The sequence below is a fragment of the Zhongshania aliphaticivorans genome (assembly GCF_001586255.1).
GTDB classification, from domain to species: Bacteria; Pseudomonadota; Gammaproteobacteria; order Pseudomonadales; family Spongiibacteraceae; genus Spongiibacter; species Spongiibacter aliphaticivorans.
Map to the genome: position 1 here is coordinate 370281 of NZ_CP014544.1, position 23549 is coordinate 393829.

23 protein-coding genes are annotated in these 23549 nt (G+C 49.3%); 13 read left to right on the plus strand and 10 right to left on the minus strand.

The genetic code is table 11. The annotated features are described in order from the left end of the window. The first annotated feature begins 22 nt into the window (after positions 1 to 22). Entirely contained in the window at positions 23 to 490 is a 468-nt protein-coding gene (locus AZF00_RS01570; protein WP_008251172.1) for a tRNA (cytidine(34)-2'-O)-methyltransferase, read from the plus strand. Between the two features lie 431 nt (positions 491 to 921). On the opposite strand, the gene ntrC is transcribed toward AZF00_RS01570, so the two are convergent. The 4 genes from ntrC to glnA form a co-directional block, all read right to left on the minus strand. Then, positions 922 to 2340 (minus strand): nitrogen regulation protein NR(I), encoded by a 1419-nt coding sequence (ntrC, locus tag AZF00_RS01575; protein ID WP_008251173.1) that lies wholly within the window; start codon positions 2338 to 2340, stop codon positions 922 to 924. Then, positions 2340 to 3413: a nitrogen regulation protein NR(II) gene (glnL, locus tag AZF00_RS01580; protein WP_008251174.1), complete on the minus strand. Its 1074-nt coding sequence runs from the start codon at positions 3411 to 3413 to the stop codon at positions 2340 to 2342. Before glnL ends, ntrC begins: the two co-directional genes overlap by 1 nt. 221 nt (positions 3414 to 3634) lie before the next feature. Further along, a complete protein-coding gene (locus AZF00_RS01585; protein WP_062382753.1) occupies positions 3635 to 4135 on the minus strand; it encodes a DUF4124 domain-containing protein in 501 nt (166 codons plus the stop codon). A gap of 144 nt (positions 4136 to 4279) precedes the next feature. After that, positions 4280 to 5686, minus strand: a complete 1407-nt coding sequence (gene glnA, locus AZF00_RS01590; RefSeq protein ID WP_008251176.1) for a glutamate--ammonia ligase — start codon at positions 5684 to 5686, stop codon at positions 4280 to 4282. Between the two features lie 327 nt (positions 5687 to 6013). Here glnA and thiI point away from each other — a divergent pair, with 327 nt between their 5' ends. Further along, the gene (thiI, locus tag AZF00_RS01595; RefSeq protein WP_062382756.1) at positions 6014 to 7468 is read left to right on the plus strand and encodes a tRNA uracil 4-sulfurtransferase ThiI; all 1455 of its coding nucleotides are present in this window, start codon (positions 6014 to 6016) and stop codon (positions 7466 to 7468) included. Next, positions 7465 to 7893, plus strand: coding sequence for an acyl-CoA thioesterase (locus AZF00_RS01600; RefSeq protein ID WP_062382759.1), 429 nt, complete (start codon positions 7465 to 7467; stop codon positions 7891 to 7893). The genes thiI and AZF00_RS01600 overlap by 4 nt, the downstream gene beginning before the upstream one ends. A gap of 7 nt (positions 7894 to 7900) precedes the next feature. Here the strand turns inward: AZF00_RS01600 and AZF00_RS01605 are convergent, their stop codons facing one another. Together AZF00_RS01605 and AZF00_RS01610 are read right to left on the minus strand one after the other, a co-directional pair. Continuing rightward, positions 7901 to 8353 carry a hypothetical protein gene (locus AZF00_RS01605; protein WP_008251180.1) on the minus strand — a complete coding sequence of 151 codons (453 nt, stop codon included), beginning with the start codon at positions 8351 to 8353 and terminating at the stop codon, positions 7901 to 7903. Positions 8354 to 8367: 14 nt separating this feature from the next. After that, positions 8368 to 9681, minus strand: a complete 1314-nt coding sequence (locus AZF00_RS01610) for a sodium-dependent transporter (protein ID WP_008251181.1) — start codon at positions 9679 to 9681, stop codon at positions 8368 to 8370. 201 nt (positions 9682 to 9882) lie between these two features. Between AZF00_RS01610 and typA the strand changes: the two genes are divergently transcribed. From typA to AZF00_RS01635, 5 genes are all read left to right on the plus strand, one after another. Beyond that, the gene (typA, locus tag AZF00_RS01615) at positions 9883 to 11691 is read left to right on the plus strand and encodes a translational GTPase TypA (RefSeq protein ID WP_062382763.1); all 1809 of its coding nucleotides are present in this window, start codon (positions 9883 to 9885) and stop codon (positions 11689 to 11691) included. A 115-nt stretch (positions 11692 to 11806) separates the two neighbouring features. Beyond that, entirely contained in the window at positions 11807 to 12778 is a 972-nt protein-coding gene (gene pip, locus AZF00_RS01620; protein WP_008251183.1) for a prolyl aminopeptidase, read from the plus strand. Positions 12779 to 12974: 196 nt separating this feature from the next. Beyond that, positions 12975 to 13412 (plus strand): D-aminoacyl-tRNA deacylase, encoded by a 438-nt coding sequence (dtd, locus tag AZF00_RS01625; RefSeq protein WP_008251185.1) that lies wholly within the window; start codon positions 12975 to 12977, stop codon positions 13410 to 13412. Positions 13413 to 13436: 24 nt separating this feature from the next. After that, entirely contained in the window at positions 13437 to 14075 is a 639-nt protein-coding gene (locus tag AZF00_RS01630) for a TetR/AcrR family transcriptional regulator (RefSeq protein ID WP_008251187.1), read from the plus strand. Between the two features lie 105 nt (positions 14076 to 14180). Continuing rightward, entirely contained in the window at positions 14181 to 14828 is a 648-nt protein-coding gene (locus AZF00_RS01635) for a TetR/AcrR family transcriptional regulator (protein WP_008251189.1), read from the plus strand. A gap of 328 nt (positions 14829 to 15156) precedes the next feature. Here AZF00_RS01635 and AZF00_RS01640 read toward each other — a convergent pair whose 3' ends face one another. Continuing rightward, positions 15157 to 15648, minus strand: coding sequence for a hypothetical protein (locus AZF00_RS01640; protein WP_008251191.1), 492 nt, complete (start codon positions 15646 to 15648; stop codon positions 15157 to 15159). A gap of 654 nt (positions 15649 to 16302) precedes the next feature. Between AZF00_RS01640 and AZF00_RS01645 the strand changes: the two genes are divergently transcribed. Both AZF00_RS01645 and AZF00_RS01650 read left to right on the plus strand, forming a co-directional pair. Beyond that, the gene (locus AZF00_RS01645) at positions 16303 to 18390 is read left to right on the plus strand and encodes a TonB-dependent receptor (RefSeq protein WP_062382766.1); all 2088 of its coding nucleotides are present in this window, start codon (positions 16303 to 16305) and stop codon (positions 18388 to 18390) included. A 468-nt stretch (positions 18391 to 18858) separates the two neighbouring features. Then, positions 18859 to 19725 carry a metal-dependent hydrolase gene (locus AZF00_RS01650; RefSeq protein WP_197465705.1) on the plus strand — a complete coding sequence of 289 codons (867 nt, stop codon included), beginning with the start codon at positions 18859 to 18861 and terminating at the stop codon, positions 19723 to 19725. Between the two features lie 284 nt (positions 19726 to 20009). Here the strand turns inward: AZF00_RS01650 and AZF00_RS19415 are convergent, their stop codons facing one another. Continuing rightward, the gene (locus AZF00_RS19415) at positions 20010 to 20729 is read right to left on the minus strand and encodes an ester cyclase (protein WP_008251196.1); all 720 of its coding nucleotides are present in this window, start codon (positions 20727 to 20729) and stop codon (positions 20010 to 20012) included. 196 nt (positions 20730 to 20925) lie between these two features. On the opposite strand from AZF00_RS19415, the gene AZF00_RS01660 reads away from it, so the two are divergent. After that, a complete protein-coding gene (locus tag AZF00_RS01660; protein WP_008251198.1) occupies positions 20926 to 21735 on the plus strand; it encodes a hypothetical protein in 810 nt (269 codons plus the stop codon). Positions 21736 to 21818: 83 nt separating this feature from the next. Here the strand turns inward: AZF00_RS01660 and AZF00_RS19765 are convergent, their stop codons facing one another. Both AZF00_RS19765 and AZF00_RS01665 read right to left on the minus strand, forming a co-directional pair. Then, on the minus strand, positions 21819 to 22148 hold the full coding sequence (locus tag AZF00_RS19765; protein WP_081482692.1) for a ferredoxin reductase domain-containing protein: 330 nt from the start codon (positions 22146 to 22148) through the stop codon (positions 21819 to 21821). Then, positions 22096 to 22476, minus strand: coding sequence for an FAD-binding oxidoreductase (locus AZF00_RS01665; RefSeq protein WP_231856179.1), 381 nt, complete (start codon positions 22474 to 22476; stop codon positions 22096 to 22098). Before AZF00_RS01665 ends, AZF00_RS19765 begins: the two co-directional genes overlap by 53 nt. A 170-nt stretch (positions 22477 to 22646) precedes the next feature. On the opposite strand from AZF00_RS01665, the gene AZF00_RS01670 reads away from it, so the two are divergent. Continuing rightward, positions 22647 to 23105 carry a hypothetical protein gene (locus AZF00_RS01670; RefSeq protein WP_062382770.1) on the plus strand — a complete coding sequence of 153 codons (459 nt, stop codon included), beginning with the start codon at positions 22647 to 22649 and terminating at the stop codon, positions 23103 to 23105. 72 nt (positions 23106 to 23177) lie between these two features. Then, positions 23178 to 23459, plus strand: a complete 282-nt coding sequence (locus AZF00_RS01675) for a hypothetical protein (RefSeq protein ID WP_062382773.1) — start codon at positions 23178 to 23180, stop codon at positions 23457 to 23459. Positions 23460 to 23549: the final 90 nt, after the last annotated feature.

Consider the following 23549-nt stretch of genomic DNA (forward strand, 5'->3'; position numbering starts at 1 on the left):
TTGGCTTTTCTGGTGCCCAGCTATGTTCCATATTGCTTTGTACGAACCGCGTATCGCCCCTAATACCGGCAATATAATTCGTCTGGTCGCCAACAATGGCTGCCACCTCCACCTGATCGAGCCACTGGGCTTTGACATGGAAGAGAAAAAATTGCGCAGGGCAGGCTTAGATTATGCCGAACTGGCGCGGGTAACGCGCCACGCCGACTACCCGAGCTTTTTAGCGGCGATGGGTGACCGTCGGATATTTGCGTTAACCACCAAAGGCACCCGCAATTACGCGGATGCTCACTTTGAAGTCGAGGACGTGCTGTTGTTTGGCTCAGAAACTTCAGGTTTGCCGCCAGCCGTTCGGGAAAGTTTAGGGCAGGAACATTGCCTGCGCGTCCCCATGATGGCCGAAGCCCGGAGCTTGAATTTATCGAATACGGTCGCGCTGGTGAGTTATGAGGCGTGGCGGCAAGTGGGTTTTTTGGGCGCTAAGGTCTGAGGCCAGCTGGCGCACCAACCGCTGGGAGACGCTTGACGGGAGACGGTAAACGCAGTGCCGGTGTGTACTCAGTTACCGGGATGGGCCCCTGCCTGCGCAAGGGCGACGATATTAATAAGATCTGAACGACAATCTTTATCATGACGTCGTACCTGCGCAGGCAGATATCCATATTCGCGAAGCGAATGTCTGTGGTGGAAGTGTTAACTTTGCGCTCCGTTGCTGAGATGGACCCCTGCCTTCGCAGGGGTGACTGAAAGCCCAACGTCATAATTTTATTTGGTCATACCTGCGCAGGCAGGTATCCATGTAAAACAATAAAAAACTGGCGCTTGGGTCCGGTAAGCGCAAAAGCCAAGCAATTGCGATGTTTTGACTCTAAGCGTCTCCCGTCTCCCGTCTCCCGTCTCCCGTAACGCATTTAGCGTCGATTAATCCTCATCATCTCCACCCATCCCCAATTCCTTAATCTTGCGAGTCAGGGTATTGCGTCCCCAGCCAAGTAGATTGGCTGCATCGCGACGGCGGCCATGGGTGTGCCGCAGGGCGGCCTCAATCATAATGCGTTCAAACTGGGGTACGGCGCGGTCGAGCAGTTTTTCGCGCCCCAGCATGAGCTCTTGGTCGGCCCAGCGCTTGAGATTGTCCTGCCAGTTTGAGGCGGGTGCGGCTTCGCCTTGAGGTCTTTCTAGTAATTCCGGTGGCAGGTCGTTTATGTGAATCTCGCGGCCTGAGGCCATCACCGTTAGCCAGCGGCAGGTGTTTTCGAGCTGGCGAACGTTGCCCTGCCATTCCATTTGGCATAGGTATTCTTCGGTTTCCGGGCGCAGGCGCTTGGGTTCGACATTGAGCTCATTACCGGCACGGGTAAAGAAGTGCTGCATGAGCTTGGGAATATCTTCTCGGCGCTCAGAGAGTTTGGGCAGGTGAATACGAATAACATTGATGCGGTGAAATAAGTCTTCCCGGAAATGATTGCTCTTCACCAGCTTTTCAAGATTCTGGTGGGTCGCGGCAATAATACGCACATCAACTTTGACTGGGGTGTGGCCGCCAACGCGATAAAACTCGCCGTCGGCTAATACCCTTAGTAGGCGAGTTTGGGTGTCGGCAGGCATGTCGCCAATTTCGTCTAAGAATAGGGTGCCGCCGTTGGCTTGTTCGAAGCGGCCGCGACGCTGGGCGCTGGCGCCGGTAAACGCGCCTTTTTCGTGGCCAAACAGTTCCGACTCCATCAGGTCTTTGGGGATGGCCGCCATGTTTAAGGCAATAAAAGGCTTGGTCGCCCTAGGGCTGTGGCGGTGGAGCGCTTGTGCGACGAGTTCCTTACCCGTGCCCGATTCACCGTTAATTAACACGGTGATATTGGACTGCGCCAAACGCCCAATGGCCCGAAATACTTCTTGCATAGCGGGTGCTTCACCGATGATTTCGGTGGTTTCCAGCGGTGCCTGCTCGGGCAGTAGATTGCGGTTTTTGTTGGCGTGTTGCAGTGCGCGCTGGGTGGTGGCAACCGCGTCGTCAACGTCAAAGGGTTTGGGTAAATACTCGAAGGCGCCACCTTGGTAGGAGGCCACCGCGCTGTCTAAGTCGGAGTGCGCGGTGGTAATAATCACCGGTAAACCGGGGTGGGCGGCAGTAATCCGCGACAATAATTTAAGGCCGTCGATACCGGGCATGCGAATATCGCTAATGATGGCATCGGGGACTTCAGATTCAAGTTCACTGAGTAGGCCGTCGCCATTTTCAAAACAGCGGGTAATGATGCCTGCTTGGTTTAGGGCCTTTTCAAGTACCCAGCGTATCGATCGATCGTCGTCAGCTATCCAGACAGCATTTGTTTGGCTCATTAGGCTTGCTCCAGCGGAATGTGTAGCGAGAAGGTGGTGTTACCGGGCTCACTGCTACATTCGATTAGTCCGTTATGATGATTAAGTATGGATTGTGCAATTGATAGGCCCAGTCCGGTGCCTTCGGCGCGGCCGCTGACCATGGGCAGAAAAATGGAGGCGCGCAGGTCTTGAGGTATACCTGGGCCGTTATCAATAATATCGACACTGCACACCAAACGGTGGCGATGGGTGCCAATGGTGAGCTGGCGCAGGGTGCGGGTGCGAATAATAATACTTGGGTCGCTGTCTTCGTTGCTGTTTTGGCGCAATGCTTGTTGGGCGTTGCGGGTGACGTTTAAGAACGCCTGAATGAGTTGCTCCCGGTCGCCGAGAATGTCGGGAATACTCGGGTCGTAGTCGCGAATAATACGGATATAGCCCTCGCTTTCAGCTTCGACGAGCTGGCGTACTCGCTCTAAGACCTCGTGGATATTGGTCATTTGTTTTTCTGGCGCGCGATGGGGGCCAAGCATGGTGTCAACCAAATTACGCAGCCGGTCGGCTTCTTCAATAATAATATTGGTGTAGTCGTGGAGTTTGGGATCGCTGAGTTCCCGGGCCAACAGTTGCGCCGCGCCGCGCAAGCCGCCAAGGGGATTTTTAACCTCGTGAGCAATGCCGCGAATCAAGGCCTGACTATTTTGCTGTGACGACAATAAACCTTCTTCACGACTGATTCTAATCAGTCGATCTAGCGGCTGTAATTCTATGATTAATGAGGTGCGACGGTTTTCGGTAACTGGAGTGACGGCGTAATCTACCGTGATTTCAATACCGGAGCGCAGGGTGAGCACGGTCTCGCGTTTGGTGTAAGCCTCGCAGTTGTTAATGGCGTCGAGTAATTTGACGAGGGTGTCTTCTTGCTCATGAAATAATTTGGTGATGGCTTCGCCATGAATACGTTGATCCGACACCGCCAATAGCGATTCTGCCGCGGGGTTGATGTAGCTCACGGTCAGGTTCGGCTCGACCAATAAAATGGCTGTTTTCAAATTGTCGAGGATTTGGTGGTGGATATTATTCGGGGGCATAGCGTCGCCAGTGTGTTCGTTGTGCTTAGCTCAAAGCAATTTCTAGGCCAAGCGGGTTGGGGTTGGCATTCGGGTAAAATTGACGGATTTCTTGGGCATAGTGCGAGTAGAGTCCCAATATAGTGCAGTCTTCGTCGTTGCTGAGCGCGACATTATTGGACGCGCCTGCACCTAGTATAGGTGATCTGGCCCCATTATGGTGCGCATTTTATGGATGGGGCTTAGTTGCCGGGGTGGTAGACCATAATGTCGACGGCATCCTTGCTAAGCGTTTTGCTGTTTTGGTCAATAAGGCTGACGCTAATGCGATGCGGGCCGCGACTGAGGCGGGGAATGGTGTGCTGGGTACTGCTGGAGCTGCTCAGGGTCTTGCCGTCTAGTTCAAAGACAATACGAAGCGATGGATCTACGGCGTCCTTGGTGGATGCGCGGACGGTAGTAGGAAGGCGACCATTGGCGATAATGGCGCCATTGGCTGGGCTTTGAATGGTAATTCGATTGCTGTGAGCTGCGGTGACTTTAGATGCCTGACGAGTTGGTGTGTCGCTGACTTCGGTCGCCGGGGTGGTGTTGATGGGAGGGAGTTCTACGGGGCTGCTGTTCTTTGGTGCTTTGTCGGAAAACACCGTATTGCCGTACTGGTCGGTAGAACGGTAAATCTCGGTGGCAAAGCTAAGGCTGGTAAACAGCGCGAAGCTAATTAGGAATAGGTAGCGAGCCATACAGCACCTCGGTGTTTAAGGGTTCTATGATGTGGTGAAGTGCCTTGCAGTGCAAGCCTTACACTGCTTGTCAGTTGTAAATAGACATAAGTGCGCAGGCACAAAAAAGCCCGCATAAAGCGGGCTTTTTAGGCGCAGTGTGGTTTAAACGCTGTAGTACATATCGAACTCAACGGGGTGAGTTGTCATGGCTAGGCGCTCAACTTCCTGAGACTTAAGGGCGATATAAGCATCGATAGTATCGTCGTCAAATACGCCGCCGGCAGTTAAGAATGAACGATCCGCATCCAGTGCCTGCAGGGCCTGGTCTAGGCTAGAAGCAACGGTTGGGATTGATGCGGCTTCTTCAGCAGGCAGGTCGTACAGATCTTTATCCGCAGCGTCGCCGGGGTGGATCTTGTTTTGAATGCCGTCAAGACCAGCCATTAGCATTACCGCAAACGCGAGGTAAGGGTTAGCTGACGGGTCTGGGAAACGAACTTCAACGCGACGCGCTTTGGGGTTTGGTACAAAAGGAATACGGATAGAGGCAGAGCGATTACGCGCTGAGTATGCCAGCATTACTGGTGCTTCAAAACCGGGAACCAGACGCTTATACGAGTTGGTAGAGGCGTTGGTGAAGGCGTTAATAGCGCGGGCGTGCTTGATGATGCCGCCAATGTAGAACAGGGCGGTTTCAGACAGGCCGCCGTACACGTCACCGGCAAATAGATTGGTGCCGTCTTTGCTTAGAGACATGTGAACGTGCATGCCGCTGCCGTTGTCGCCAACGATAGGCTTAGGCATAAATGTTGCGGTTTTGCCGTAGGCGTGGGCAACATTGTGTACGCAGTACTTGAGGATTTGTACTTCATCCGCTTTTTTAACGCAGGTGTTTGGGCCAACGCCGATTTCACACTGACCAGCTGTGCCTACTTCGTGATGGTGTACTTCAATGGTCAGGCCCATATCGGTCATGGCATTACACATGGCGCCACGCAGGTCGTGGAGGCTGTCGACTGGTGGTACGGGGAAGTAGCCGCCTTTAACCCCTGGGCGATGGCCGGTGTTGCCTTCTTCAAAGTTGTCGCCTGATTTCCAAGCCGCTTCGTCAGAGGCAATCGCATAGCTAGCGCCTTCCATTGAAACTTTCCATTTAACATCGTCAAAAATGAAAAACTCGGGCTCGGGGCCAAACAGTGCGTTATCGGCAATGCCAGATGCGCGCATATAGTCTTCGGCGCGTTGGGCGATAGAGCGTGGATCGCGGTTGTAGCCCTGCATAGTAGATGGCTCTACGATATTGCAGCGGATGATAATAGTAGATTCTTCGGTAAAGGGATCCAGGACTGATGCGGTGTCGTCAGGCATCAGGATCATGTCGGATTCGTTAATGCCCTTCCAGCCGGCAATGGATGAACCGTCAAACATTTTGCCGTCTTCAAAAAAGCTTACGTCGACTTCAGTGGCTGGAATGGTGACGTGTTGCTCTTTGCCCTTGGTATCGGTAAAGCGCATGTCCGCCCACTTCACGTCATTTTCGGCGATTAACTGCAGAGTGTTCTCTGACATTATGTTCGTCCTCCAGATAGAGAGAGTAAGATTGAATTCGGCATCGCCGAAGGGTTATCGATTATATTCGTATTGTATTGTGCAGCATAGCGGCACAATCTGCGAACTGAAAAGGCAAAAAACATGCCGGTTTTATACTGTTTAATGGTGTTGCATTTAAAGGGTTTGCTATGATTTTGCTTAAACCTTGTGCGTGGTGGCAAAATAATTGCACTGTTATGGTGCTTGCTCTGAGTTAGTGCGCCAACTTGGGGCGAATTCCTTGGGCTGCCACCTGCGGGGTGGAGAGGGTATAATGCTTGGCCCCTCATCGTCGCGATTCTTTAAATGAAATTCCTCGTTAAATTATTTCCTGAAATCATCATCAAGAGTAAGCCTGTTCGTAAGAAGTTCACCAAACAGCTGCGTGACAATTTGCGTAAATTACTTCTGCCTCTAGATCCCAATTTGGAAATTATTCGTGATTGGGACCGAATAACCATCGAAACCGCCAGTCGGGATCCGGAGGTTTTGGCGGGCTTTGTTGCGGTGCTCAGTAATACGCCGGGTATTGCGCATATTGTTGAGGTGCTTGAATACCCGCTGGTGGACGTACACGATATTTTTGAAAAAACTCGGCTTGCCATTGGCGATAGTCTGCGTGGTAAAAGCTTTGTGGTGCGCTGCAAGCGGGTGGGTAGCCACGATTTTAACTCCAGTGAAGTTGAGCGCTATGTTGGGGGTGGTCTGAATCAGCACATTGAGTCAGCGGGCGTTGATTTGCACAATCCGGATGTAACTGTGCGTATTGAGGTACGTCAAGATCTTGTCTACATCGTTAATCGTCGTATAGAGGGTTTGGGTGGTTTTCCGCTAGGTACGATTGACGCTGCGGTATCTTTGATTTCTGGGGGCTTCGATTCGACGGTTTCCAGTTACCTGACCATGAAGCGGGGTATGCGCACCCATTTTTGCTTTTTTAATCTTGGTGGCCGCGAGCACGAGGTGGGGGTAAAAGAAGTTGCCTTGTATCTTTGGCTTAAATACGGCGCCTCTCACCGGGTGAAGTTTGTCAGTGTGCCGTTTGAGGATGTCGTCGGCGAGATTCTGAAAAATGTTGAGAACTCGCAAATGGGGGTCATCCTCAAGCGCATGATGCTGCGTGCAGCCTCAGAGGTAGCGGCCCAGCTGGAAGTGTCTGCGCTCGTTACTGGCGAGGCGGTGGCCCAGGTTTCTAGTCAGACTTTGCAGAATCTTTCGGTAATCGATCAGGTCACCGACACCTTGGTGCTGCGTCCGCTGATTTGCGCCGACAAGTTAGACATCATTAATATCGCCGCCAAAATTGGCACCGAGGCCTTTGCGGCCAATATGCCAGAGTATTGCGGGGTGATTTCGGTTAAGCCTACCACTCGCGCTAAGCCTGAAAAAATTGCCGCCCAAGAGGCCAATTTCGATTTTGCTGTACTTGAGCGCGCCATAGCGTCTGCTAACTACATTAATATCGACGCGCTTGCCGACGAAGATTTGACGGTAGCCGCCGTCGAGTCTTTACCTATACCGCTACCCGACGCGGTTATTGTCGATGTTCGTCACCCTGACGAGGTTGATCGTAAGCCTCTGAAATTGGCTACGAGCGAAGTACAGACCATTCCTTTTTACGAGTTGCACAGCCGTTTCGCGCAGCTGGACCAATCGCGCACCTATATGCTGTTTTGCGATAAAGGGGTGATGAGTCGTCTCCATGCTTCGCATTTGGTGGAGCAGGGCTTTGAAAACGTAAAGGTGTATCGTCCGTCATGAGCGAAGTAAATATAGAGCCCCTGTTTGACGTGTTGATTAAACCGCGCTGGGCCGATCAGGACAGCATGGGGCATATAAACCATGTGCAGTATTTCCGCTACCTTGAAGAAGCTAGGGTGGAATGGCTTGAACAAGCTGGCTTTGGTATGGGCGGTGGGGCACATGAGTTCGGCTTGATTATGGCCGCTGTCGGTTTGAATTTTCGCAGAGAGTGGCATCATCCTGGTCTGTTACGGGGTAAGGCTTGGGTGATGCGCATTGGCAATAGCAGCTTCAGCTTAAAGCAGAGTCTGTATTCAGAGGATGGCAACGAGTTGGTGGCTGACGGCGAGTCGACGCTGGTTTGTGTCAATCGCGAGCACCGACCAATACCCTTGCCGGAATCTGCTCGCGACCATCTACAGGCGCACTTATTGGCGCCTTAGGTGTGTTTTATTGGCTTGTTTGCTGCTCGGGCTTGCCCAGATTAAAGTTGTAAAGTTTAAAGCGCTGGTTTTCCAAGGTTAAAGTGGCAGTCATGACCGCGCTGCCGTGTTCGAAATGAACATTGCTGCTGTAGCTGAGTCGCGGCGGCTCGCTAAACAGTGATAGCGCCCCGCTCAAACGAGAAAACTGCAGTTCACCCATGCGTTGAAATTCACCCAAGCGAGCGTATTCCGCACATAATTTACGTAGCTGTTGGTCGTCAACCTGGGCGAGGGTGGCGGTGGCGAGTTGCGCTTTTAAATCTTCTGTCTGCCAGCTAGAAATGCTGACGAGGGCTGTTTTTAGATAACGCTCAGCGTTCTCGCTGTAGTGGTCTTCAACTTGGCCGCTGTAGTAATAAAGGCCGCCAAATAAAATCAGACTGGCAATAATAAAAATGTTTAAAAGCGGGTTGCGCACAGATTAGTTCCTGTTTAGATGAGTTTGAGACTGTTTAAGAAGACCAGCAAAATACCTGCTGGGGCGATATAGCGCAGCGCTATTCGCCAGCCTTTGAATATCAGGCCTTCGCCCATATTTACTTCGGTCGCGGTGATGTTGGCTGGTAGCACCCAGCCGACAAATAGGGCAATTAATAAGCCGCCGATGGGGAGCATGATATTGGCGGTAATATAGTCAAGTGCATTAAATACGGCACCGTAGTGAATGCTCGCTAAGCCGCCGAGCCAGGCAATGCCGGCCAAGCCAAAGGTTGATAGCGATCGTTTAACGCCGTATTTTTCTAGCCAAGCTACGCCAGGCTCAATCAGCGAGATCGACGAGCTGAGGGCGGCAATGCTAACCAAGCTAAAAAAGATAGTGCCGAAAAACAGGCCGCCGTTCATATTGGCAAAGGCGATGGGCAGGGTGACAAACATCAGGCCGGGGCCTTGGCCGGGGGTGAGGCCATTGGCAAAGACTAGCGGGAACATGGCCATACCAGCGACCAGCGCAATAACGGTATCAAGGGCGGCGATGGTCAGTACGGTTTTGCCAATCGAGGTTTTGCCAGGAAAATAAGCGCCGTAGGCCATAATGGCGCCCATGCCTAAGCTCAGGGTAAAAAAGGCATGGCCCATGGCCACTAATATGGCTTCGCCGGTTAGTTTGCTGAAGTCGGTGTCGAACATAAAGTGCAGGCCAGCGCTAAAGTCACCGTTTACCCAGCTGTAACCGAGCAGTAGTAGTAAAAAGCCAAACAGAATTGGCATGAGAATTTCTACGGCCTTACCAATACCCTTGGTAACCCCGCCAGCGACGACGCTCGCAGTAACGAGGGTGAACAGGCTATGCCAAATGGTCTGTTGAGTATTGTCGCTAAGCAGCTTGCTGAAGTTGGTTTCAATCTCGTCGGTCGAGGCGTCGCTGTAGAGGCCGGTTATGCTCTGTGCGACGTACTCTAGTGCCCAGCCCGCGACAACGCTGTAAAACATCATAATCATCAGGCCGGCGATAATGCCGACGGCGCCCACTGCGCCCCAGTATGAGGACTTGCCGGCTTCCCGGCCGAGCTTGCTCATGCTGTGCACCGGGTCGCTGCGCCCCGCGCGACCGACCATAATTTCTGCAATCATGACCGGAACGCCAATCAATAATATGCAGCCAAGATAGACTAATACAAAGGCGCCACCACCGTACTCGCCGGTGATATAGGGGAATTTCCAAATATTGCCCAGGCCCACAGCAGAGCCCGTGGCGGCTAATATAAATGTCCAGCGGCTTTTCCAGGTCACATTTGCTGTGGTCATTGCAGAGCTATCCGTAGGGAAGTGGGTAAAATACGCGTAGATTGATTGTAGCGGGTATCTGATGGATGCCCAAGACGTTGATTTTGTTCTTTTATTGCTAATTAGTATATTTTGCCAAGAAGATATGTGACTTCCTGCTGCTATGAGGGGCGGGCTTGTTGTATAATGCGCGGCCATTTTATCCAACAACGAAGCCCCTCCATGATTGATACGCTGCGCAATATCGCCATTATCGCCCACGTTGACCACGGTAAAACCACGCTAGTGGATAAACTGTTGAGTCAATCGGGAACCCTTGATCGCCGTAACCAAGATTCCGAGCGGATCATGGACTCCAACGACCAGGAGAAAGAGCGCGGTATTACCATTCTTGCTAAAAACACCGCTATTGAGTGGAACGGCTACCGTATTAACATCGTAGATACCCCTGGACACGCCGACTTTGGTGGTGAGGTTGAGCGCGTATTATCTATGGTAGACAGCGTATTGCTGCTGGTTGACGCGGTTGATGGCCCCATGCCTCAGACCCGCTTTGTAACCCAAAAAGCGTTTGAGCAAGGCTTAAACCCGATTGTGGTTGTTAACAAAGTTGACCGTCCAGGCGCGCGTCCAGACTGGGTTGTCGATCAGGTTTTTGATCTGTTTGACCGTCTTGGCGCTACCGACGAACAGTTAGACTTCCCCATTATGTTTGCTTCGGCAATTAATGGTGTTGCCGGCTTAGATTTTAATGATCTGGCCGAAGACATGACCCCCTTGTTCCAAATGATCGTCGACAAAGTACCAACCCCAGAGGTGGATGCTGATGGTCCGCTGCAGATGCAAATCTCAGCCCTCGACTACAACAGCTATGTTGGCGTTATCGGTGTTGGTCGTATTACCCGCGGTACCATGAAAGCCAATGACCAGCTGGTTGTGGTTGGTGCTGACGGTAAGAGCCGCAAATGTAAATTGCTGACGGTGATGGGCTACTACGGTCTAGAGCGTGTTGAAGTACCTGAAGGCAAGGCCGGTGAGATTGTTTGTGTAACCGGTATTGAAGGCCTGAATATTTCTGACACCTTGTGTGCACCGGGCCACCCAGAAGCCCTGCCGCCATTGAGCGTAGACGAGCCAACCGTAAGCATGACCTTCCAGGTCAACGATTCACCGTTTGCGGGTAAAGAAGGTAAGTTCGTTACCTCGCGCAATATTCGTGACCGCTTAGATCAAGAGCTGATTCACAACGTGGCGCTGCGTGTTGAGCCAGGCGAAACGCCTGATAAATTCAAAGTGTCGGGCCGTGGTGAGCTTCACCTGTCGGTACTGATCGAAACCATGCGTCGCGAAGGTTTCGAAATGGGTGTTTCTCGCCCTGAAGTTGTAACGAAAATGGTTGATGGCGTAGTTCAAGAACCTTTTGAACACGTGGTAATCGATGTTGAAGAGCAGCACCAGGGCTCAGTCATGGAAGAACTCGGTCTGCGTAAAGCCGAGATGAGCAACATGGAGCCGGACGGCAAAGGTCGCGTTAAACTCGAGTTTATCGCGCCTGCCCGTGGCTTGATCGGTTTCCGTGGCCAATTCCTGACGATGACGTCTGGTAGCGGCATCATGACTACCGTTTTCGATCATTACGGCGAAGTGAAGGGCGGCGAATTAGCTGGTCGTCAGAACGGTGTAATGGTATCGATGGTTGGTGGTAAAACCCTGAGCTACGGTTTGTTTAACCTTCAGGATCGCGGTCGTTTGTTTATGGGCCACGCGGCTGAAGTATATGAAGGTCAGATCATTGGTCTGCACAACCGTGCCAACGACTTGGTGGTTAACCCGACTCGTGCCAAGCAGCTGACTAACGTTCGCGCCTCCGGTACTGACGAAGCGCTGACGCTGTCGCCGCACATCAAGCACACTTTGGAGCAAGCTTTAGAATTCATCGAAGACGATGAATTGGTTGAAGTAACGCCGAAAAGCATCCGCTTGCGTAAAAAGCTACTGAAAGAGAACGAGCGTAAACGCGCTCCTAAGTAAGTCGCTAAGCTAGTCCTCTGGCGGCCGACTCAAGGCCGCCAGTTTCCCCTCAAGCGTTAAGTCGCTGTCTGCGCTACACTAATCCAGTGCACTAATTGGATATGGTTGTGACGCTATGCTCGCATTATTCCCAGATATAAAGCCCTATAAAACTCATCGTTTGCCGGTGCAGGACCCTCATATCCTGTATATAGAAGAGTCTGGTAACCCCGACGGTATTCCAGTGATTTTCGTTCACGGCGGCCCCGGCGCTGGCTGTAGTCCCAAGGCGCGGAGTTTTTTTGACCCCGAGCGCTACCGCATTATTCTGTTTGACCAGCGCGGCTGTGGCCATTCTGAGCCTCACGCTTGCTTGCAAGACAATACCACTCAGGCCTTGATTGCCGATATGGAGCGCATTCGCGAATTCCTGGCGGTTGATAAGTGGGTGGTATTTGGTGGCTCTTGGGGCTCAACCCTCGGTTTGGTCTATGCGCAGATGTATCCGGCGAGGGTGGCGGCGATGATCTTGCGGGGCATTTTTCTGTGTCGGCCAAAGGAATTGGCGTGGTTTTACAACGAGGGTGGTGCCAGTCGCGTTTTCCCCGATTACTGGCGAGATTTTAGCGAGGCGTTAGTGCGTCGCGACGGTGAAAATTGGATTGCAGCCTATCACCGTGTGCTCCATGGCGAGAATGAGTTGGCGCGGATGGCCGCCGCCAAGGCGTGGTCACTGTGGGAGGCGCGCTGCTCGACCTTGCGGCCAAATCACGATGTCGAAGATCATTTGATGAATTCCCACACCGCGGTGTCGATGTCCCACATAGAAACCCATTATTTTGTTAATCAGGGGTTTTTAAGCGGCAATCAAATTTTGGCCGCCATGCCGGTGATAGCCGCGATTCCCGGCATCATCGTGCAGGGTCGCTATGACATGATATGCCCTCTCGAAAGCGCTGTTGAGTTGCATGAACTTTGGCCTAGCGCTGAGTTACATATTGTTCGCGATGCGGGGCATTCGGCCTTTGAACCCAGTATCGCGGATGCGTTGGTGAAGGCTAGTAATGATGTTGCCCACCTGCTTAGCGGCGGTGAGTTGAGCTATTAGGCTGAATGCGTGACGGGGGAGGCAGGGCCAAGGTTCTCGTTCGCCATGATGACAGAGCCCGCGTGCCGTACTAGCTTGGCTTTTGCGTTTACCGTCTCCCTTCAAGCCTCTCCCCGTTCCCGCGCTGCCCGTAAATGCCAATACGAGTCTCTAAGTAATACCTATATAATTACGGAAAAATTACGTATGGATCACAATGAAAGCATTATTGCAGCGGGTTAAATTTGCTCGCGTAGAAGTCGACGGTGAGTGTGTTGGCGAGATCAATCAGGGGCTCTTGGTTTTTTTGGGGCTAGAAAAACATGATGATGAAGCCGCTGTCACTAAAATGATGACACGCTTGCTTAATTATCGGGTGTTTAGTGACAGTAACGGCAAAATGAATCAATCGGTTGTGGATGTTGGGGGGGGGGTGTTACTCGTTTCGCAATTCACCCTCGCGGCTGAAACAAAAAAGGGTTTGCGGCCTGGTTTTTCTACGGCGGCGGCGCCGAAAATCGCAGAAGTGTTATATGAACACGCCTTGGCAGAACTTAATCAATTATATGGTAAAGTAGCTAACGGAAAATTTGGCGCTGATATGCAAATCAGTTTGTTAAATGATGGGCCAGTGACCTTTTTGCTCGAAATATAGATTGAATATTAAAGAGGCGTATGCGTGAAAAAGAAAGTTGGCAGCCTTCCTGTAGTGAATGCAGGCAAACCGCGAGCAAAGCGGATGTCGCCGGAAGCCCGTCATGAGCAAATTCTAAATGCAGGTATTTCCGCATTCGCAGAGCGTGGCTTGGCAAATGCGACGCACGCTGACATTGCCGAACGTATTGGCGTTTCTATTCCAACAATTTTTCATTATTTCCCTAGTATTGAAAATCTCCAGCAAGCAGTGTTGCAGGCTATTCATCGCTACTTTGTCGACGAGATGATCACCGCGCGCCTTAAGACCGAGGGGCCCGCCTACGAGCGAGTTGAAAATTTGCTACTGACCTTCCAAGAGCAAATTGATCGAAATAGCGAATATGTTACCATTTGGTTGGAGTGGTCTGGCTTCACTCGTGGCCTGATCTGGCAGCTGTACTTAGAATTTTATAAAGAAGCGGTTGCGGGTTTACGCAAAATGCTTTTGCAGGGCAGAGTCGATAACTCGGTATCTTCAACAATCAATGCTAGTGACGCGGCGCGGGTTATTATGGGGATGGCTCACACCATTGCACATATGCGCTTTGCGGGGAGCTCCAAGCGAACAGTGGAGAATACCGTGCACTCTCTGGTAATGAGCTATTTGGCACCGGATCGCTAGGGCCTGTTTAAGCTCGAGTGCTTGTTAGTAGATGCTATGTTGGGAATTGAGTAAATAGTTAATAAGAATGCTAAAATCCTTTTTTAAGAGTTATTGGTAGATAAAATGGCAAAGAAAAAATTGGGAGAATTGGATTTAGCAAATGGAAGCGACGTAAAAAGGGTTCGCGCGGTGAGGATGTCACCCGAGCGCCGTCGCGTACAGTTATTGGAATGCGCAATCCTGGTTTTTGCTGAAAAAGGTATTCTTAATGCCACTCACGCGGATGTAGCCAAATTCGCAGCCGTTGCCAACCCAACTGTATTTCACTATTTCCCCACAATAGAAAAACTGCAAGAAGAAGTGATTCGCGAAGTGCGGCGCTTTCTTCTCGATGGATTCGTATTGTCCCGCGCTCATCTTAACGCTTCTGCCTCGGAGCGCATTGAAGATATGTTGTCGTCATTTGCGCAATCAATTTCATCCAACCCTGAATACATTACTATTTGGTTGGAGTGGAGTGGTTTAACGCGGGGCTTCCTCTGGGATATGTACCTTGAGTTTTATCGCGATACGGTGAAGGCGCTTAGAAGTTTGATTTTGGAGGGCAGGAAAGATAATTCAATTTCTGAAAGAATTGATGCCAGTGACGGCGCCCGGGTTGTTTTGAGTATGGCTCACGCAATTGCACATATGCATTTTTCAGGCAGCTCTGCAAAGACTATGAAGAAGACTGTGCATTCTCTCGTTTCTATTTATATTGCGCCTGAGTAAGTTCCACTGTTAGGTCACAATTCGCAATCTATTTTTCTTTAATTTTCCGCGACGGCTATCATCAGGTTGGTATTCGTATGCGGCATTTAATGCTTGCTGTTACGAATTTTTAGTGTATCGGTGCGCAAGCTGTCGCTGAGAGCTTGGTTAAATACGCTCATGTAGGTTCGCTGATTGCCAAGGTCTTTGTTGTAGTCTACGGGTTTTCTCGTCCGCGCGAGGCTTTTCAGTGTTGCTTTTGAATGGATCTGGCTAAGTGTTGATGGCTTGGTGATATGAATGATATTTGTGCTGGCTCAGCATCGCTGAGCCAGCCAGTTTGGCAAGCCTACAGAGGCTGATTAACTAATGGGATCGCAGGAATTAATGCGATATCAGGCATAATCAGTACGCCGCCCTGTGTGAAGAAGTCAGGTAGGTCAGCTGGGTTGTTAAGTAATACCTTCGTTACTGGGATTACATCATAAGCAACAGGAATAGCTAGTTTCTGAACAGGGCGAATCAGCGATTCAGGGTTTCCGGAAACCGGTCCTGCTAACCCGCCAATCTGTCCGAAGCCTGCTATAGTTTTATCGATAGGCGGCTCAATTGCTAGCAGACTTGCGGGCAGCTCGCCCAGTGCAAACGGTAAAAATGTACCAAGTACAGGTAGGCTTTCAACAAGTGGAAGCGATTCGCCACCTAAATTGCCAAGTCCGCCAAGCATGTCTCCGCCAAGTAGCCCGCCAATAACAGGCAGTTCTTGAGCGCTAGCTATGCTGGCTGCGCCGCAAAGAAGTACAGATGCAGCAAATCGTGTAAACGTCTTATTCTTTTTCATTACAAGCACTCCAAAAAAATCAATACTCCCGTAGTGTGCACCTATAATGACCTGTAAGTCAATAATGAATTTGGTGTGGAGCAATAGGCGAGCGCTAATTGTGACGCAGATTGCATTTTATTTGTAAAATCGCTACTGCGATGAGACTCAATAGTCATTGCTCGTTCGCAGCTACTCTTTGTTAAGCTTTGGGTAATGCTTTGTAAGTGATTGATATTAAAATATAAAATATGTTTTTCTGTTGTATGGTTTTGTGTGTTTCTGCTTGTAAAAGATGTTGTTTTTCTATTTGACATGCACTGATATTGACCGTAGCATCAATAGGTGCTACTTTTTAAATGCGAGTCACAATAAGTTAGAAGCAATGCTTGAAGATTTTGTGTGTGCAAAATTCTTATGTATACAAAATATAACAATGTAAGGTTGAGGGATTTTAAACAATGAAAAAAAGTCATCTGCTAACGTCATTTTCGACGTTACTCATCATGTTGGGGGGGGGCTGCATATGCGCAAGACGATGCCAGTCCCACTATTGAAAGGAAAAAAAATAATCGCCAGCTAGAAGAGGTTGTCGTTACGGCGCGTAAGCAAACAGAGAATATTCAAGATATTTCAGCTAGCTTGACTTCGCATACTGGCGCCGCCCTTGATGCAATGGGTGTTGCAGACATAAAAGATCTGATGAATGTAACGCCAGCCTTAACTGTAACCGAAATGGCTGCATATAGTTTGATATTTATTCGGGGCGTCGGCTCTGATTCATTTCAAGGGCCAATTGACTCGAGTGTTGCAACCTATATTGATGGCTTATACATAACGCTGACATCTAACCAGGCGCAATCCTTGGGTAATGTGCAGTCAGTTACTGTGTTAAAAGGGCCGCAAGGTACGCTGTATGGCCGTAACGCAGTTGGCGGTGCCATTGTTGTGGAAACAAAAAAGCCAAGTTTTGAAGATGTTCAGGCGAATGTTACTGTTGAGGGGGGGAATTATAATTTATTGAAAGGTAAGGTGCACTTATCCGGACCAGTTGGCGATAATCTTGCCTTGGGAGTTTCTGGTTTATATACCAATCGCGAAACGTATATGATTTATACGCCGGACCCAAGCCAAAAGCACTTAGATTATGACGATCGTGGCGTAAAAGTTGAGGCGCGCTGGGCGCCCACCGATTGGCTGGAAATTAATGCTAGCCATTACAATATTCGTCACAGCTCTGGTGATTCTGCACCCCTGACCAACGCGGAGCCTTCTCCGTTGTTCTCGTCAGTATTGACCGCTAATCCGGAGCCATGGGAAACAGGTGTAGGAACTGAAGTTTACACCGAGATGGAGTCGCAGGCGTCAAAATTAGAATTTGATATTTCAAATCAATACTTCAATACCAAGGCAATTTTCGGTCACTCTGAAGCAACCAGTGGTGTTTACTGGGACTACGATATGGCATACGAGAAGCTGCTTATCATCGAGGCTATTCCAAATACCGCTGAAACCGACTCAATTGATATCGTGTTCACTAGCTCGGATTGGGGGCCATCTTGGTTGAGCTGGATTGGTGGTATTTATGTTGAAGATACCTACAAAGATCAAACCACGCCAATATATGTAGACGGGCTTACGCTTGGTCAGCAGCTGGCTGGACTTAACCCTAATTTACTTAACAATCTTGTTAAGTCGCTAGGTTTGAGCGCGCTGGGTATTAACGGTTTGCCAGCTAATCCAATTCACCTGCTTTTATACGGCGGTGTAGAAACCGATGCTAAGGCGGCGTTTGCTGAATTTGACATAGATATTACCGATTATCTGTCAGTAAAATTTGGTGGTCGCTATTCTGATGAGACCCGCGTTATTCCCATCTCTACGGTAGATGCTCGGGTGCAGAATTTGCCAATATTAGGAACAACTGACTGGGTGAGGGCTTTTGACTACGATGAAGACAGTGCGACGTGGACGGATTTTACGCCGAGCTTCGGTATAGATTTCGATTTATCTGAAGATGCTATGGTTTATTACAGCTATTCGACCGCATTTAAGAGTGGTAACTTTAATGGTCTCAATATTAATGCTCCTCCATCGAGAATCGAGCCTGAAGAAGCTGAGTCTCATGAGATTGGTATTAAATCTGATTGGCTAGACGGAAGTCTTCGCATCAACGCGGCAGCGTTTACAACTACCGTCGTCAACGGACACGCGCAAATATTGTCCTTAACCAGTGGTGGTGTAACTCGTCTTGAAAATGCCGCCGAATATACGATTGATGGTGCTGAGCTTGAATTGACCTACAACACGCCCATTGATGGCTTAGTAGTTAATTTCTCAGGAACGTGGCTGGATGGCGCCTACGACGAGTACGAGTGTACTAACTTCGATCCCGAAACCGGTTTAGAAGGCACTTACGATTGCTCCGGTAACACGACTATTCGTACCGCTGATTTTGCGGGTGTTGTAGATGTTAGTTATCGCTTTGATATAGGGCGTTTTGAAAACGAGCTGGGTCTGGGTGCTTACTACAACTCTGGGTTCTGGTTCGATCCCACCAATAATGTGCCAGAAGAAGAATACACAAAAGTTAATGCAAGATTTAGTATTAGAGATTCAAAGACTAGTATGAAGCTTTACGGTTGGGGGTCGAATCTTACTAATGAGGTCAGTCATATGCAGCGTTTTCGTCAGGACTTTGGTGTGGGTGAGTCTTACGCCAGGCCGCGGATGTACGGTGTAGGTCTCGAATGGGAATATTAATTTGCTGAGAAATATTGGTTTCTGATGCAACTTTGCCCGCGTAATTGCGGGCTTTTTTTTGGGGTAATTCTTGGTCTTAAAGTGATTGGCGGGCCGCTAGTCAATTAATTTCTGGCTGGATGGGGTAAGCATTTTAAGTGTGCCATCAATTAGTTGTGTGATCTGATGGGATTATGGATATGCCTGGGGCTGCTAATTCAGAGGCTTTACTGTAGCGCTAGAATAACTTGATTGATGGCGTTGCGTTGTCGCGCGGCGCTAAAGTAGCTGCCGGTTGGCTATGCGTGATAATGGATCGATTAGGTAGCGCGGTGACCGGATTATGCTAGTGATCAAAGGTGGCGGCGCTGGGGATTTCGGACGATCTTGCTCACAAGCGATAGCTACCCCTTTATTGACTCCAAGATCAATATAATGTATATTATCAACACTAGCCGCCACGACGATATAAAATTAGTAGGTGCCCATATGAATATTAAACCCGAAGCGCGCAAAATTGAGGTTGATTTTTCCGACGCTAGAATCGACTGGATTCCAAACGATCCGGAGCTAGCGCAATTTTGGAATGCGGTGAGCATTGGCCTCCCGCTGCTAGAAGGCTATCTGATTCGTGCTCTGGCGAAAGCCAAAAAAATGCTTCCTGAAAATAGTGAGGCGCTATTTGCTGATTGCGAATTATTTTGTCAACAAGAAGCTAATCACTCAAAAACCCATATGAAGTATAACGATATGGTGCGGGCGACCGGCTTTTATCCAGAGATGGATAAGTATACGGACCGTCTAAAGGCTGATTATGAGCGCTTTGATAAGAACTATGGTCTGCGTCACGCTATGTTATACGCAGAGGGCTTTGAAACAGCGGGCCCAATTTTTGCTGCTTACTTTTTAGTGCAGGCCAATAAGCGACTCAAAGATCAAAATGTCGATCTCATTACATTGTCGCTATGGCGCTGGCATTTATCAGAGGAATTCGAGCACCGTAGCTGCGCGTTTAATGTAGTAGAGGCGCTCTACGGTACTTACTGGGGGCGTCTCGGTGGCATTATTAAGGCCACTTCACATTTGATTGGCTTTGCAGTTCCGCTAAGTGAATATATGTTGAAGAAAGACATTGAGGCTGGACGGGTTGATGCTGGCTTTAAAGGCTTTATTCGTAAGTTTAAGTCATATTCAGGTATGTTTTTCTTTATTACGCCACGCCTGCTGCGCGCCTTTAGTCCATGGTATAACCCTAAGAATTTGAAAGAGCCAAAAGGGTGTGAAGCCGTTCTAAAAGTCGCCTCAGAGACGTTAAACTTAAATGAGATGGCAGTGCGGGCACGTCAAACGGTTTAAAAATGTTGGTTCGGCCGCCGCCCTCACATACGGTCTCTGAACCTGATGCGCAAGCCAATTTTTAATTAGTTTGCGCAAGCTATCTCTGAGAAAAATAATATTCGCTACGATATTCCAAGTCGACGTGTTGGTATCCCGCCGGGTGCTGTCTTGATGGGCGATAAGTGGTGAAGTGGTGTCGATAGCAACACGGCTTGACGAGTGTATTGGTCTAGGCTGAATTTATCTGTAGGCGGGATGGTGGTGGCATGAAAGAAAGCAATGCCTCCACCATAAAAGAGAAGCTACTTTTTAAGCCAGAACTTATCTGGTGCTTGCGCCGCGCCTAATTGAATAGCGACGTCCCGGTAGTTCCAGTAGGTCGATTCGCGAACTATTTTGCGATCTTTATAGCAGTGGAATGTTATGCCGCGGGTGGTGGTTGTTTTGCCAGTTGCGGGCAACCCTAAGAAGTCGACCTTATGTTTGCCGCGCCAAATCCACTGCATTACGCACCATTCGTCATAGGAGTACTCCGCGCCTAAAAAGGTATCGTGCGACCAGTGCTGCCATTCGGCATCGGTATAACCGCCGGGGTTTTTCGTGCGCAATTGCGCGGTTCTGTCGCCGGCCATGCCGCCATCGTAGCGAAGCACGTCGAACTGGTGTTCACCGGCTGGAGACCCTTTGCCAAATGGCAAGAATGCATTATATAACTCTTCTTTGTCTTGTATGGTTTGAAATAGGGTAATGTCTTCGAAAACAAAATCGTCGGCATAGTAATGAATGATTGCTTCGGCGCCGCCGGTATAGAAAGTGTCTATCCAGTCTTCTCCTGTAGACATACCCATTCTTCCCGTGCCGTTAAAGCCCTGTTCCTTGGCCTTAGCGGCAAAGGCGACGCTGGGTGCTAATCCTGCAACGCTGATCATTGCTCCGGCAGTTTTAACAAATTTTCGACGAGAGCTAAGTATCTCTTCATCAGGTTTGTTATTGATTTCGCTGTTCAGGAATCCTAAGTGCATGGCATACCTCATTTTTTATGTTTGTAGTGCGTTTGGAGTAGGTGCCACTGGCCCCTTACTTTTACTTGTCTAGTCTTGATCAAATTGATTATATAGTCAATATTGGCTTGCTGGGTTTTGTGGCCCTTGTTCATATTGACTTTTGAGTCAATTAATATATATTGAAATCAATTATAATGACAGTCACGGGTGATTTATGGGCGCAATGCCAAATGAAGTAATGATGGGAGAGCTTAACCTTGTGTGGCAGAACGTGTTCACATGGGGTAGCTGGGCCATCGTTGTTGTAATGCTTGTCATAGCAAGCAAAATGGGTGTTAAGCAAAAAACGCCTTTTTATGTGCTCGCTTGTGTGGCAGCTGGTTTGGGTGCGTTTATAGAACCTCTTTACGATGTCGCATTCGATTTGTGGTTCTATGATGTACATAATGGCGTGGCCGGCGCGATGTACTCACATTTCACTGCATTTGGTATTGTGCAGCCAAATTGGTCGCATAGTGGTTATATTATTCTTTACGCTACTGCATGCCTTTATGCTGGTAAAATGATTTATGAGGGCAGAATGACAACCAAGCTGCTCTTTATGATCTGGCTTGCCGAAATCAGCGCTTCTTGCGTGTTTGAAATGATCGGGACAGGCATGGGCGTTTACACCTACTACGGCCCCTATGTTCTACGATTGTGGAATTATCCATTGGTTATTGGCGTGCTCGAAGGCACTCAGGTGATTATCTTTACCGTATTGGCAGTGCAGTTATGGCGACGTGTTTCAGGCCACGCAGGATTGCTTGGTTTGATCGTATTGTTCCCAATGACAATGCTTGGTGCTAACGCAGGTCTAGGTGGCCCCATTATTGTTGCCTTGCACTTATCTGAAGCAGAGTTTAGTCAAGGCCTGATCTGGGCGGGAACGCTGCTGACCATCGCACTGTGTGTTATTGCGGTCAAAGGTGCTGCACTGTTCTTGCCATCGGCGCCTTTGGCGGTAGAGCAGAGATCTAGCTAATATTTAAAAAAAGGGGCTTAGTAATCTAAGCCCCAAGTCGAGTTGCGCACCTGAGGTGAATGCGCAAGCCGGTGAACATCTAACTATGTGTTTTGCACAAATTTGTCGAATTTAATTCGGCTATTGAACATACCCTTTGCCTTTAGTACCTCAACCGCTGCGTCAATCATTGGCGGTGGGCCGCATAAGTAACCTTCGGCACCGCGAAGTGAGTCGCAGTGTTTTGCCAGTGCCTCGGTGACAAATCCCGTTTCACCCTGCCAGTCATCTTCGTCATCAAGCGCTGACAGTACCGGTATGAATTCGAAGCTATTAAGTTGTTGCCCTAAGGCGGTAATCTCGTCTATGAAGTAGAGGTCTTTACATCCCCGCGCGCCGTAAAAAAAAACGGATATTCCGAGATGACTTTTCAGCTACCAATTGATTTAGCATGGCAATAATTGGCGCCATTCCTGAGCCGCCAGCCACCATGATAATATCTGCTGATGTTTCTGATAATTGAAATTGGCCGTAAGGGCCGCGCAACTCGATTCTATCGCCAACTTTGGCGGCATCTTTGAGGTAGTTGCTAAACTCGCCGTTGGCAATGATTTTAATGATTAACTCAATCCGACCATCTTCATTGGGTGTATTGGCCATCGAAAAGCTGCGCCAACTGTCAATGCTGTTGGGGGGCTTAATCTCCAAATATTGGCCGGCTTTGAATTTGTAGTTTGCGAGTTCGCTACCTTCAATAATCAAATGCACGGTGTCGTGTGTTACCGGGCGTATATCGGCGACGGCTGCGCTGTAGAGGCGCAGGGGGAACTCGGGAGTAAGCTCGCTCTCCTCGTAATCTTCTAGATTGATGACGATGTCTTCTTCTGCGTAAGCGCAGCAGAGTAAGGTTAAATTAAAAAAAGGAGAAAGACATGAATGCGATATTGCGTAAGTATAGGGTTTTTGTTTCTAGTTTGGTATTTACAGTAGCCATTGCGGGAATGAGTGCACCCGCAGTTGCACAACTACCTGCAGGCGTTCCCGGTCTTGCTTTGCCCTTTGGGGTCGACCCTATGGCAATAGGCGGTGTTGGGCTCGATCTGTTGTCAGGCATTGGAATAGAAGATGGCTTAGGTGCGGTGCCGTTGATCGGCGCGGATCTCGAAATAATGGGCTCGCCAAAAGGTGCTATGGCCGCTTTACTTGCCTTGGCCTCAGAGCAGAAACTACCCATAGGTTTGCCTGTAATTGGTCGTAAACCTCAAAAGCTTTACGGCTCAGTGATTTTTGCCTTACTTGGTACTTATGGTGTTCCGGTAGATGGTATTGCGTTACCTGAACTGGGCGCCGCAACGGATACCTTGTCTGCTTTCCCTATACCTATGCCCTAGCTTGCTGTGCCTTTCGGGCAGCCACACATTTAGGCTGCCCGCCTTTTAATATGATTAAAGAATTGGGCTTGTATGAGCACAGACTATGAATCGTGGAGCTTGCTTAAGCCCCTGCTCGAAGCAGTAGTGCAGGATCTTGAAGAATCTTTAGCGCTAAATGAGTTTGCGGCGCTGCAGACCTCGAGGTCTAGGCTGATACTTAAAAAATGCCGAAAATTACTTTGTGACTACCATATCACTCAGGTGTCCTTGCCAGCTCTATCTGAGGTGAACAAGACCCCCGGTGCGAAGGCTAAGCTAGCACTAGCAGAATTTATTGCAGACGTTGATACGTATATTGCGACAATACGCTAAGAATTCGTCGTCTTTCGCCTTCCCCATTAAATCACTCCACTGCTTATTTTATTGGCGCACGATATTTGCGAAGTTTCGGTGCATCGGATA

Excerpts from the sequence above, each read along its gene's own strand:
- AZF00_RS01585 (WP_062382753.1), bottom strand. The coding sequence starts at position 4,135 with ATGGCTCGCTACCTATTCCTAATTAGCTTCGCGCTGTTTACCAGCCTT.
- glnA (WP_008251176.1), bottom strand. The coding sequence starts at position 5,686 with ATGTCAGAGAACACTCTGCAGTTAATCGCCGAAAATGACGTGAAGTGG.
- AZF00_RS01650 (WP_197465705.1), top strand. The coding sequence starts at position 18,859 with ATGAATATTAAACCCGAAGCGCGCAAAATTGAGGTTGATTTTTCCGAC.
- thiI (WP_062382756.1), top strand. The coding sequence starts at position 6,014 with ATGAAATTCCTCGTTAAATTATTTCCTGAAATCATCATCAAGAGTAAG.
- AZF00_RS01645 (WP_062382766.1), top strand. The coding sequence starts at position 16,303 with ATGGGTGTTGCAGACATAAAAGATCTGATGAATGTAACGCCAGCCTTA.
- glnL (WP_008251174.1), bottom strand. The coding sequence starts at position 3,413 with ATGCCCCCGAATAATATCCACCACCAAATCCTCGACAATTTGAAAACA.
- typA (WP_062382763.1), top strand. The coding sequence starts at position 9,883 with ATGATTGATACGCTGCGCAATATCGCCATTATCGCCCACGTTGACCAC.
- AZF00_RS01670 (WP_062382770.1), top strand. The coding sequence starts at position 22,647 with ATGAATGCGATATTGCGTAAGTATAGGGTTTTTGTTTCTAGTTTGGTA.
- dtd (WP_008251185.1), top strand. The coding sequence starts at position 12,975 with ATGAAAGCATTATTGCAGCGGGTTAAATTTGCTCGCGTAGAAGTCGAC.
- AZF00_RS01660 (WP_008251198.1), top strand. The coding sequence starts at position 20,926 with ATGGGCGCAATGCCAAATGAAGTAATGATGGGAGAGCTTAACCTTGTG.
- AZF00_RS01610 (WP_008251181.1), bottom strand. The coding sequence starts at position 9,681 with ATGACCACAGCAAATGTGACCTGGAAAAGCCGCTGGACATTTATATTA.
- AZF00_RS01635 (WP_008251189.1), top strand. The coding sequence starts at position 14,181 with ATGGCAAAGAAAAAATTGGGAGAATTGGATTTAGCAAATGGAAGCGAC.
- AZF00_RS19415 (WP_008251196.1), bottom strand. The coding sequence starts at position 20,729 with ATGCACTTAGGATTCCTGAACAGCGAAATCAATAACAAACCTGATGAA.
- AZF00_RS01675 (WP_062382773.1), top strand. The coding sequence starts at position 23,178 with ATGAGCACAGACTATGAATCGTGGAGCTTGCTTAAGCCCCTGCTCGAA.
- ntrC (WP_008251173.1), bottom strand. The coding sequence starts at position 2,340 with ATGAGCCAAACAAATGCTGTCTGGATAGCTGACGACGATCGATCGATA.
- AZF00_RS01570 (WP_008251172.1), top strand. The coding sequence starts at position 23 with ATGTTCCATATTGCTTTGTACGAACCGCGTATCGCCCCTAATACCGGC.
- AZF00_RS01640 (WP_008251191.1), bottom strand. The coding sequence starts at position 15,648 with ATGAAAAAGAATAAGACGTTTACACGATTTGCTGCATCTGTACTTCTT.
- AZF00_RS01600 (WP_062382759.1), top strand. The coding sequence starts at position 7,465 with ATGAGCGAAGTAAATATAGAGCCCCTGTTTGACGTGTTGATTAAACCG.
- pip (WP_008251183.1), top strand. The coding sequence starts at position 11,807 with ATGCTCGCATTATTCCCAGATATAAAGCCCTATAAAACTCATCGTTTG.